Origin of the sequence: Roseibium denhamense (genome assembly GCF_009711415.1) — a bacterium.
Taxonomy (GTDB): Bacteria; Pseudomonadota; Alphaproteobacteria; order Rhizobiales; family Stappiaceae; genus Roseibium; species Roseibium denhamense.
Genome location: NZ_SMLZ01000089.1, coordinates 49994 through 59406, shown reverse-complemented (window position 1 = coordinate 59406; position 9413 = coordinate 49994). Strand labels below are relative to the sequence as shown.

The window sequence follows — 9413 nt, the reverse complement described above, 5'->3', positions numbered from 1 at the left end:
CCATAGAGAGAGTCTGCTATTCTTATTTCCGAAATTCACATCAACCTTTCTACATAATTTTATTTTCTGTTTTACTAATTTTTATAATTTGGATTTATGTATATTTTGGTCCTGGACATCCGGCAAATAAGTCGAAATTATTTAGCTGGAGCATTATTATGGATTTCGGTTTTCCAGCTTTGGCTCCCCTAGCAGTTTATCTCGCTAGAAACTCAGATCGGCCCCGCATTGTAAATTGAGCCTTTCCTCAGGCCGCCGGTGCGGGCAATATCCGCGCCATGTCGACACAAGATTCCCCCGCTCTCACCGCTGACGACCATCTGATCCTGGTCGATGGCTCCACCTTCATCTTCCGCGCCTATCACGCGTTGCCGCCGCTGACGCGCAAGTCGGACGGGCTGCCTGTGGGCGCGGTCTCGGGCTTTTGCAACATGCTGTGGAAGCTGTTGCAGGAAGGGCTTTCTCCGGAGCCGGGTGATGAACCAACGCATTTTGCGGTGATTTTTGACCATTCGGCGCAGACCTTCCGGAACGAGATCTATCCCGAGTACAAGGCGCAGCGTCCCGAGCCGCCGGAAGATCTCGTGCCGCAATTCGGATTGATCCGCGAAGCAACCCGCGCCTTTTCCACGCACTGCATTGAGCAGGAGGGGTTTGAGGCCGACGACCTGATCGCGACCTATGCCCGTCAGGCCGCCGAACAGGGCGCGCGGGTGACCATCGTCTCCGGCGACAAGGACCTGATGCAATTGATCGGGCCGAATGTCGGCATGATCGACACCATGAAAAACAAGATCTTCGGCGAAGCGGAAGTTTTTGAAAAGTTTGGTGTCGGTCCGGAGAAGGTCATTGAAGTGCAGTCTCTCGCCGGGGACAGCGTGGACAATGTTCCAGGCGTTCCGGGCATTGGCTTGAAAACAGCCGCGCTCCTGATCAATGAATTTGGCGATCTGGAAACTCTGCTCGCCCAGGCCGACACGATCAAACAGAAGAAGCGCCGGGAGAACCTGATCGAATTTGCTGATCAGGCGCGGATCTCCAAGCAGCTCGTGACCCTGAAACAGGACGTGCCGGTGGAAATTCCGGTCGGAGATCTATCGGTTACCGATATGGATGGCCCGAAGGCGGTCGGGTTTTTGAAAGCCATGGGCTTTAGCACGTTGACCAAGCGTGTGGCCGAAGTGACCGGTGCGGATCAGGCAGGGATTGAGGCAGCGGATTTCGATGTTCCCGGCTGGGACAAACCGGACCATAAGGGCCGTTTGATGGACCGCCCGGGCGGCGGATCTTCAGGGTCCGAAGCGTCCAAGGTGCCGGGTGACCTGCCGGGTGCTCCGGACGGTATGATGGTGCCGCAAACGGTTGCAGAGGCCCGTGCCGAACGGATCGGCGCCATGCAAGTTGACAACAGTGCCTATGAAACCGTGACAAGCGCAGACCGGCTGAAGGAATGGGTCGCTCAGGCCTACGAGACCGGATATGTGGCATTCGATACGGAAACAACTTCGCTCGATGCGATGCAGGCTGAACTCGTCGGCCTGTCGCTTGCCTGCGATCCGGGTAAGGCGTGTTATGTTCCCCTGACCCACAAGGATGGGGAAGGCGATCTGCTCGGCGGTGGCGACTTGGTAGATGGCCAGATCCCGATGGATGAGGCGCTCTGTATCCTCAAGCCGATGCTGGAGGATAGCGCGGTCCTGAAGATCGCGCAGAACCTCAAATATGACTGGCTGGTGATGACCCGCCATGGGGTTGATATCGCGCCTTACGACGACACAATGCTTCTGTCCTACACGGTGGATGCCGGCAAGGGCGGCAATGGCATGGACGAACTGTCCGAGCGCTGGCTTGGCCACAAGCCGATCCCGTTCAAGGAAGTCTGCGGCTCCGGCAAATCGATGATCACCTTCGACAAGGTGGAAATCGGCAAGGCAACCGCTTATGCAGCCGAGGACGCCGATGTCACCTTGCGTCTCTGGCTGATCCTGAAGCCGCGCTTGGCCTCTGATCGCATGGCCACCGTTTATGAAACGCTCGAGCGGCCGATGGTGCCGGTACTGGCACGTATGGAAAAGCGCGGCATTTCTGTCGACCGGCAGATGCTGTCCCGGCTTTCCGGGGATTTCGCGCAAGGCATGGCGGCGGTTGAAAGCGAGATCTACGAGCTTGCTGGCGAAACCTTTAACATCGGATCGCCAAAACAGCTCGGAGATATTCTCTTCGGAAAGATGGGCTTGCCCGGCGGAAAGAAAACCAAGACCGGTGCTTGGTCAACTTCGGCCCAGGTTCTGGAGGATCTGGCGGCGGAAGGCCATGCGCTGCCCTCCAAGATTGTCGAATGGCGCCAGCTTTCCAAGCTGAAATCCACTTATTCCGATGCGCTTCCGGGTTACATAAATCCGGAAACGAAACGGGTGCACACATCTTATGCGCTCGCGGCCACAACGACAGGACGTCTGTCGTCTTCCGAGCCGAACTTGCAGAATATTCCGGTACGGACGGAATCCGGGCGCAAAATCCGCAAGGCGTTTGTTGCTGAAAAGGGCCACAAGCTGATTTCTGCCGACTACAGCCAGATCGAACTGCGCGTGCTGGCGCATATGGCTGATATTCCGCAGCTGAAAAAGGCATTCGAAGACGGGCTGGACATTCACGCAATGACGGCATCGGAAATGTTTGGAACGCCGATTGAGGGCATGGACCCGATGGTCCGCCGTCAGGCCAAGGCGATCAATTTCGGCATCATTTACGGCATTTCCGCTTTCGGCCTTGCCAACCAGCTTGGCATTTCACGCGGGGAAGCCGGCGATTACATCAAGACCTATTTCGAGCGCTTTCCGGGCATCAAGGACTATATGGAAGCCACCAAGAAACAGGTGCATGCAAACGGCTATGTGACCACGATTTTCGGCCGCAAGGCGCATTATCCGGATGTGAACACCAAGAACCCGAACATGCGCGCATTTTATGAGCGTGCGGCCATCAATGCGCCGATCCAGGGGTCTGCGTCCGATATTCTGCGCCGTGCGATGGTGCGGATGGAAGATCGGCTGACGGCGTCAAAGCTCGATGCGCAAATGTTGCTGCAGGTGCATGACGAACTGATTTTTGAGGTGCCCGAATCCCAGGTCAACGACACAATTCCCCTGATCAAGGATGTCATGGAAAACGCCTGCGACCCGGCGCTGAAACTCTCCGTCCCGCTCCAGGTCGACGCCCGCGCGGCTGATAATTGGGACGAAGCGCATTAGGGCGTGCGTTCGCACCGCGGTGCATTCATCCGGCCCACGCCATCCCATGGCTTGACCATGGGACCCATTGCGTTGTGTTGTTTGAAGTCCGTGAGTTTCCTTGCCCGGAAACAAAAAGTGTGTTGAACTTTAAATACACTTAATGATTGAAGGTGAGGCGATGGTCAGCCGGGTGACGACGGTGGCCTTTCAGGGGATAGAGGCAGTTCCCGTCGACGTGCAGGTGCATGTCGGGCCGGGTATGGTCGCCTTCATGATCGTCGGGCTCCCGGACAAGGCCGTTGGTGAGAGCCGGGAACGGGTGCGGGCCGCGCTGTCCGCGTCGGGCCTGGCCCTGCCGGCAAAACGTGTAACCGTCAACCTCGCCCCGGCTGATCTTCCCAAAGAAGGCTCGCATTACGACCTGCCGATTGCCCTGGGTGTCATGGCCGCGATCGGCGCCATTCCGGCCGAATTTCTGGAAAACTACGTTATCCTGGGCGAACTCGGGCTTGATGGTACGATTGCACCGGTGGCCGGTGTGCTGCCTGCTGCGATGGGGGCCAACGCGCTGGGAAAGGGCTTGATCTGCCCCGTTGAAAGCGGCGGAGAGGCCGCCTGGGCAGATGCCGAGATGGATATTTTGGCGCCCCGCTCGCTGATCCAGCTGGCCAATCATTTCAAAGGCACACAGGTCCTCTCTCGTCCGGCTGCAAAACTCCGGGCATCGCCCGATGGAATTCCGGATCTGAAAGACGTCAAGGGACAGGAGAGCGCCAAGCGGGCCCTGGAAATCGCAGCCGCAGGCGGGCACAATCTTCTCATGACCGGGCCGCCCGGGTCCGGAAAGTCGATGCTGGCAAGCCGCCTGCCCTCCATCCTGCCGCCCTTGACGCCGCGCGAGCTTCTCGAAGTCTCGATGATCGCATCGCTTGCCGGAGAACTCGCCGACGGCAAACTATCCGACCGCCGGCCTTTCCGCGCGCCGCATCATTCCGCATCAATGGCAGCACTGGTAGGCGGTGGCCTGCGTGCCAAGCCCGGAGAAGTGTCGCTCGCCCATCATGGCGTGTTGTTTCTGGACGAACTGCCGGAATTCAATCCGCAGGTGCTTGATAGCCTGCGCCAGCCCTTGGAAACCGGAGAAGCGGTGATCGCCCGGGCCAACCATCGGGTCACCTATCCGGCCCGCATTCAGATGGTTGCCGCAATGAACCCCTGCCGCTGCGGTCATGCTGGCGAACCGGGCCACCAGTGCCGCCGGGGCGAGCGGTGCGTAACGGAGTATCAGGCGCGGATTTCAGGCCCGTTTCTGGACAGGATCGATCTTCGCATTGATGTTCCGGCAGTCACGGCAAGCGACTTGATCGGCCCTGCGGACAGCGAGCCGTCTGGAGTTGTGGCAGAACGGGTCGCGCGGGCACGGCAGATCCAGCTGGACCGCTTCTTGGGCCTTGGCGTCACGGCCCGGACAAATGCGCAAGCGCCTGCCTCGGTCATCGAAACCATTTCGGCACTGGATGAGAGGGGGCTTGCATTCTTGCGGGAGGCCGCTGATACCTTGCAATTGTCGGCGCGCGGGTATCATCGTGTCCTAAAGCTTGCCCGCACCTTGGCAGATCTAGATGGTCTCGATCAGGTCGCCCGGATCCATTTGGCAGAGGCGCTAAGTTACCGGGGAATGGATATGTCCCGCCGGGCTGCCTGACTGGTTTGTCGGCTCAACTTTCTTGCAGTGTTCCCGCCAACTCCCCATCTGTTCCAAGGATTCATTATCTTCTGGAGGCGCCGCATGCTTGTCACCACGACCAATACGATTCAAGGAAAAGACATTGACTACAAAGGTCTTGTGACCGGTGAGGCGATCCTCGGCGCGAACTTGTTCAAGGACATTTTCGCTGGCATCCGCGATATCGTTGGCGGCCGGTCGGCGGCTTACGAGGAAGAGCTGGCAAAGGCGCGCGAGATCGCCATTGAGGAAATGTGCGCCAAGGCAAAGGCTATGGGCGGAAACGCAGTCATTGGTGTTGATCTCGATTATGAAACCGTCGGCCAGAACGGGTCGATGTTGATGGTGAGCGCGACCGGAACTGCCGTTTCCGTGCGTTGATGGCGGCAGAAGAACCAAAAGCTCTTCGGATTGAAGACGGGTTCCCGGAAGACCAGCGCGGCCGGGCCGCCCGGCTGTTCTGGGATGCGTTTCAAGGCAAGCTTGGCAAAGTAATGGGTCCGGCCACCAAGGCGGTTCCTTTTTTGGAAGACGTGTTGAACCCAGATTTTGCCATCAGCGCAATCGGGCCTGATGGCACACTGCTCGGCCTCGCCGGATACAAAACCTCAAATGGAGCGCTGGTGGGCGGCGGACTCAAAGAACTTGCGGCATTTTACGGATGGGCAGGTGGCTTTTGGCGGGGAATGGTCCTCGACAGTCTCGAGCGGCAACCGGAACCGGATTGCCTATTGATGGACGGGATCTTTGTCGATCCGCAAAGCCGCGGTTTGGGGGTTGGCTCCGCGCTCCTGGATGCGGTCTGCGGTAAGGCGGAGATGCTCGGTCATGAGCGTGTGCGGCTTGATGTCATCGATACGAATACGCGGGCCCGGGCGCTTTATGAGCGGCGTGGATTTCAAGCCGTCAGCACAGAAGAGACAGGCATCTTTGCATATGTCTTTGGGTTTTCATCAGCGACCAGAATGGAAAAACACCTTCAGACTGCTTGACGATGCGGGGCAATGCGCCTGAACCTTGCTCATTGAGTTCAAGGTATGAGGGCGCACAAATGGCATCGCATGGGTATGAAGGTGGGCGGCTCAATTTGCCGTTCGTCGGGATTTGTACTTTCGGGAAATATCCCTACCAGCCGGACTGGGATGCCATTGAAGCCGATGTCGCCGTTCTGGGCGCGCCGTTCGATCTGGGCACGCAATGGCGCTCGGGTGCGCGCATGGGGCCAAGGGCGATCCGGGAAGCCTCGACACTGTTTTCATTCGGCCATGCCGGCGCTTACGATTTTGAAGACGACATCACGTATCTTCCCGCCGGGACCACACGGATCGTTGACATTGGTGATGCTGATATCGTCCACACCGACACGATAGAAAGCCATAGACGCATCGAGGAAGGTGTCCGCAAGATCCTTGCCGCAGGCGCTCTGCCTGTTGTTTTGGGAGGCGATCATTCGGTGAACATTCCGTGCATCAATGCCTTTGACGGAGAAGAGCCGATCCATGTTGTCCAGATTGATGCGCATCTCGATTTTGTCGACGAGCGTCACGGTGTGCGTTATGGCCATGGCAATCCCATGCGCCGGGCCGCTGAAAAAGACTATGTGACCGGCCTCAGCCAGATCGGCATCCGCAACGTGTCGTCAACGGCCCGCGACGGGTATGAGGACGCCCGCCGGATGGGGTCGGACATCCAGTCGGTCCGCCATATCCGCAAGTTGGGGATCGATGGTATGCTGGCACGCATCCCGGCCAAGCAGCGGTATTACCTCACCATCGACATCGATGCCTTCGACCCGTCAATCGCACCGGGAACGGGAACACCGAGCCACGGCGGGTTTCTCTATTATGAGATTCTGGAATTGATCGATGGCCTTGCAAGGCGCGGGACAATTGCTGGGATAGATCTGGTGGAAGTTGCGCCAGATTATGATCCGACCGGCTCCACCAGCACCTTGGCTGCCCAGCTCTTGATGAACACCATTGGGCGCGTTTTACATCACCGGTGACATCAGTTCCGGGAAGACCGGGCCATTCAGATGCCCGGTCGTCCCGTTTTGAAATCAGAGACCCTCGAAAAGGGCCGTCGACAGATAGCGCTCGGCAAAAGACGGAATGATTACGACGATGTTCTTACCGGTCATTTCATCGCGCTGACCGGCCCTGATCGCGGCCGTCACTGCGGCGCCTGATGAAATGCCGACCGGTATGCCTTCCGTCTTGGCAAGTTCCCGCGCCATCGCAAACGCATCGTCGTTGCCGACCGTGGCAACTTCGTCGAAAACCGATGTGTCCAGGATGCCAGGTACGAAACCGGCACCGATCCCCTGGATCTTGTGCGGCCCAGGCTGGCCGCCGGACAGGATTGGGCTGTCGGCCGGCTCAACCGCAATCACATGCACACTCGGCTTGCGCTCCTTCAAGACCTGAGAGACGCCGGTGATGGTGCCGCCGGTGCCGATGCCAGACACGAAAACGTCAATGTTGCCGCTGGTATCATTCCAGATTTCTTCGGCGGTCGTGTTGCGGTGGATTTCCGGGTTGGCGGGATTCTCGAACTGTTGCGGCATAACCGCGCCCTCGATCTCCTGCAGCAGTTCATTGGCGCGCGCAATCGCACCTTTCATGCCCTTTGGACCCTCGGTGAGCTCAAGTTCTGCGCCGAGCAGCTTGAACATCTTCCGGCGTTCAACGGACATGGTCTCCGGCATGACCAGAATGAGCCGATAGCCTTTTGCCGCTGCCACGAACGCCAGACCAATGCCTGTGTTTCCCGAAGTTGGCTCCACGAGCGTGGTCTCGCCAGGTTTGATCCGGCCATCGGCTTCCATGGCTTCAATCATGGCAACGCCGATCCGGTCCTTGACGCTGGCAATCGGGTTGAAGAACTCGAGCTTGGCCAAGAGGTTTGCTTTTACCCCATGGGCATTGGCTATCCGGTCCAGCCGGACAATCGGTGTATCTCCGATTGTCTCCGTGATGGAGGAATAAATCTTCCCGCGGCCGTGGGTTTTGATGGTCATTGTACACTCCCCAGCATGGTCAGCTGCCATTATCGGATCAGCTTTGTTCCAACATAATACCGGTCTGGAAAAGTTTTAAGGGACGCATCTTGCCAATCCCTCCATTGTCCGGAAATGGTTTTCTGCCGAACACCTAAGAATTGGCAAACAGAAGCTCTGGAAGATCGCTCATCCGCTCAAAGAGCACCGCCCCGGCCTCTAAAAGCGCTTTCCGGTCGCACGAAGGATCCTCGACATAGGCGTAAACGGCCATACCGGCTGCAACCGCGGCTTGGACACCTGGAAGGCTGTCCTCAATCACGACGCAGTCCTTGGGGTCAAATCCCATCTTGTCCGCAGCCAGAAGGAAAACATCGGGTGCCGGTTTTCCGCGTGTGCAATCTTCAGCCGAGAACAGGCGGCCCTCAAGGCGGCCCAAAAGCCCGGAGCTTCCAAGTGTTGTCCGCATCTTGGAGTATTTTCCGGAAGAGCCCACGCAATAGGGCATTTGGCAGCTGTCCAAGTCGTCAAGAACCGCTGCAACACCGGGGATGGCATCAACACCTTTTTGAAAACTCTCGAAATCCCGGCGCCGGACCTGTTCCGGCCAATCGGCCGGTAGGTGCCGGCCAATCAGCTCTTCAATGAGTTCCTGTACATTTTCCAGCGTTCTGCCCATGAATGTGCGCTGACACTCCGGACCGGTCATGGGGTGGCCGAGTTCGGTCACAATCTCGGCCATATTAGCATTCGTCACACGTTCGGTATCCACAAGGACGCCATCACAATCGAAAATAACCAGACTGGGACCCATTCCCGTTGCTCCCTGTGCAGTGGAAAATCACCGGCCTGTTGAGCCGAAACCGCCAGACCCACGGGATGTTTCTGCCAGCTCTTCAACCTCAACTAACATTGCCTGGAGAACCGGCGCGATCACCATTTGGGCAATCCGTTCGCTGCGCGTGACAGTGAAAGGGTCTTGGCCCAGATTGACCAGAATGACCTTAACCTCCCCACGATAGTCAGCGTCGATGGTTCCGGGCGTGTTCAAAACAGTGACGCCATGCTTTGCTGCCAGGCCGGACCGGGGCCGGACTTGCGCTTCGTATCCGCCAGGCAGAGCGATCGACAAGCCGGTAGGGATAAGGGCGCGCGTTCCCGGATCCAAAACAACAGGCGCGTCCAGCGCGGCCATGAGATCGAGGCCCGCTGCAAGCTCGGACTGATAAGCTGGCAATGGCAGGTCCCGGCCATGCGGCAGCCGCTTGATTTCCAGTGAAACGGTCATGACGTGTTCCTAAACCCTAACTCGGGGCGAGTGACGACATTTGCCATGACCTGTCAAGCGGCCGTACCGGGAAATGCAAACCAAGACGAAAGATAGGGAATTGCCTACTTGCACTCGTAACACTCTCCTGAAAAGATCTTCCCTATCGTTAGGGTGCTGAATAGCAGG

8 protein-coding genes are annotated in these 9413 nt (G+C 57.8%); 5 read left to right on the top strand and 3 right to left on the bottom strand.

Going from position 1 to position 9413, the window contains the following annotated elements; translation table 11 throughout:
- Window positions 1-278: 278 nt before the first annotated feature.
- The 5 genes from polA to E1180_RS03635 all read left to right on the top strand — a co-directional run bounded on the left by polA (window position 279) and on the right by E1180_RS03635 (window position 6964).
- Complete coding sequence (polA, locus tag E1180_RS03655; RefSeq protein ID WP_155189724.1) at window positions 279-3251, top strand: DNA polymerase I; 2973 nt, start codon at window positions 279-281, stop codon at window positions 3249-3251.
- Between the two features lie 160 nt (window positions 3252-3411).
- Complete coding sequence (locus E1180_RS03650; protein WP_155189731.1) at window positions 3412-4938, top strand: YifB family Mg chelatase-like AAA ATPase; 1527 nt, start codon at window positions 3412-3414, stop codon at window positions 4936-4938.
- Window positions 4939-5022: 84 nt separating this feature from the next.
- Window positions 5023-5340, top strand: coding sequence for a heavy metal-binding domain-containing protein (locus E1180_RS03645; RefSeq protein ID WP_155189723.1), 318 nt, complete (start codon window positions 5023-5025; stop codon window positions 5338-5340).
- Window positions 5340-5951, top strand: a complete 612-nt coding sequence (locus E1180_RS03640; RefSeq protein ID WP_155189722.1) for a GNAT family N-acetyltransferase — start codon at window positions 5340-5342, stop codon at window positions 5949-5951. The genes E1180_RS03645 and E1180_RS03640 overlap by 1 nt, the downstream gene beginning before the upstream one ends.
- Window positions 5952-6010: 59 nt before the next feature.
- The gene (locus E1180_RS03635) at window positions 6011-6964 is read left to right on the top strand and encodes an agmatinase (protein WP_155189721.1); all 954 of its coding nucleotides are present in this window, start codon (window positions 6011-6013) and stop codon (window positions 6962-6964) included.
- A 54-nt stretch (window positions 6965-7018) separates the two neighbouring features.
- Here the strand turns inward: E1180_RS03635 and cysK are convergent, their stop codons facing one another.
- The 3 genes from cysK to dut all read right to left on the bottom strand — a co-directional run bounded on the left by cysK (window position 7019) and on the right by dut (window position 9245).
- Complete coding sequence (gene cysK, locus E1180_RS03630; RefSeq protein ID WP_155189720.1) at window positions 7019-7978, bottom strand: cysteine synthase A; 960 nt, start codon at window positions 7976-7978, stop codon at window positions 7019-7021.
- 133 nt (window positions 7979-8111) lie between these two features.
- On the bottom strand, window positions 8112-8771 hold the full coding sequence (locus E1180_RS03625; RefSeq protein WP_155189719.1) for an HAD family hydrolase: 660 nt from the start codon (window positions 8769-8771) through the stop codon (window positions 8112-8114).
- Window positions 8772-8798: 27 nt separating this feature from the next.
- Window positions 8799-9245, bottom strand: a complete 447-nt coding sequence (gene dut, locus E1180_RS03620; RefSeq protein ID WP_155189718.1) for a dUTP diphosphatase — start codon at window positions 9243-9245, stop codon at window positions 8799-8801.
- Between the last annotated feature and the right edge of the window lie 168 nt (window positions 9246-9413).

Coding starts and splice junctions, on each gene's coding strand:
- polA (WP_155189724.1), top strand. CDS start 279: ATGTCGACACAAGATTCCCCCGCTCTCACCGCTGACGACCATCTGATC.
- E1180_RS03650 (WP_155189731.1), top strand. CDS start 3,412: ATGGTCAGCCGGGTGACGACGGTGGCCTTTCAGGGGATAGAGGCAGTT.
- E1180_RS03645 (WP_155189723.1), top strand. CDS start 5,023: ATGCTTGTCACCACGACCAATACGATTCAAGGAAAAGACATTGACTAC.
- E1180_RS03640 (WP_155189722.1), top strand. CDS start 5,340: ATGGCGGCAGAAGAACCAAAAGCTCTTCGGATTGAAGACGGGTTCCCG.
- E1180_RS03635 (WP_155189721.1), top strand. CDS start 6,011: ATGGCATCGCATGGGTATGAAGGTGGGCGGCTCAATTTGCCGTTCGTC.
- cysK (WP_155189720.1), bottom strand. CDS start 7,978: ATGACCATCAAAACCCACGGCCGCGGGAAGATTTATTCCTCCATCACG.
- E1180_RS03625 (WP_155189719.1), bottom strand. CDS start 8,771: ATGGGTCCCAGTCTGGTTATTTTCGATTGTGATGGCGTCCTTGTGGAT.
- dut (WP_155189718.1), bottom strand. CDS start 9,245: ATGACCGTTTCACTGGAAATCAAGCGGCTGCCGCATGGCCGGGACCTG.